The sequence below is a fragment of the Halorubrum tibetense genome, assembly GCF_042661865.1.
Classification (GTDB): domain Archaea; phylum Halobacteriota; class Halobacteria; order Halobacteriales; family Haloferacaceae; genus Halorubrum; species Halorubrum tibetense.
Window position 1 is genome coordinate 1 of record NZ_JBHSWW010000611.1, and the last position, 658, is coordinate 658.

1 protein-coding gene and 1 pseudogene are annotated in these 658 nt (G+C 68.4%); both read right to left on the reverse strand.

Annotated features, from left to right (window positions below; translation table 11 throughout):
• Positions 1–164 (reverse strand): annotated as a pseudogene (locus ACFQEU_RS17265) (enoyl-CoA hydratase/isomerase family protein); the annotation flags it as partial.
• Between the two features lie 84 nt (positions 165–248).
• The gene (locus ACFQEU_RS17270) at positions 249–470 is read right to left on the reverse strand and encodes a hypothetical protein (protein ID WP_379784151.1); all 222 of its coding nucleotides are present in this window, start codon (positions 468–470) and stop codon (positions 249–251) included.
• Positions 471–658 lie beyond the last annotated feature (188 nt).

The window sequence follows — 658 nt, forward strand, 5'->3', positions numbered from 1 at the left end:
CCGGCGAGCACGAGCGCACGGACCCCCGCGTCGGCCGCGTCGGCGAGCGCCGCCTCCATCGCCTCCAGCGTCTCCACCGTGAGCGCGTTGAGCGACTCCGGCCGGTCGATCGTGAGCGTCGCGACGTCATCGTCGATATCGAGGGTGACCGTCTCCCACGTCATACGCGACCCCTCGCTCGGCGGCGTGAAAACCGTTCCCCACGGGCGACCCGGAGACCGATCACGACCTCGAGGCCCGGGATCCGTTCAGGCGTCCTCTCGGGTGTCGATTCCCGTATAAATGTACCACGCCGCCGTGTACACGCCGACGAACAGGAGATACCCGACGACCAAGCCGCCGGTCTGACGAGTCCCCAGTCCGCCCGGGAGCGTTCGTGCGAGGACCGCGAGCGCGACGGCGAACACGACGAGCGAGAAGAGCCCCGAAAGGGCGTACACGCCGAGATCGGAGGTGAGACGCTCAAACATACCATACCCAACGGTCTGAGTTTATAAACCGCCGTCGGTTCGGGCGGGGCGGTCGTCGTCCGTGGCGTCGTTTCGCGTGTCGTCGGCCCTCGCGGCGTCATCCGGCCGGCTCCCGTCCGGTGGCTCGACCCCGTCGGCGTCGTATGGGGTTCCATCGGCGTCGTACGGGGTCCCGTCGACGTCGTACG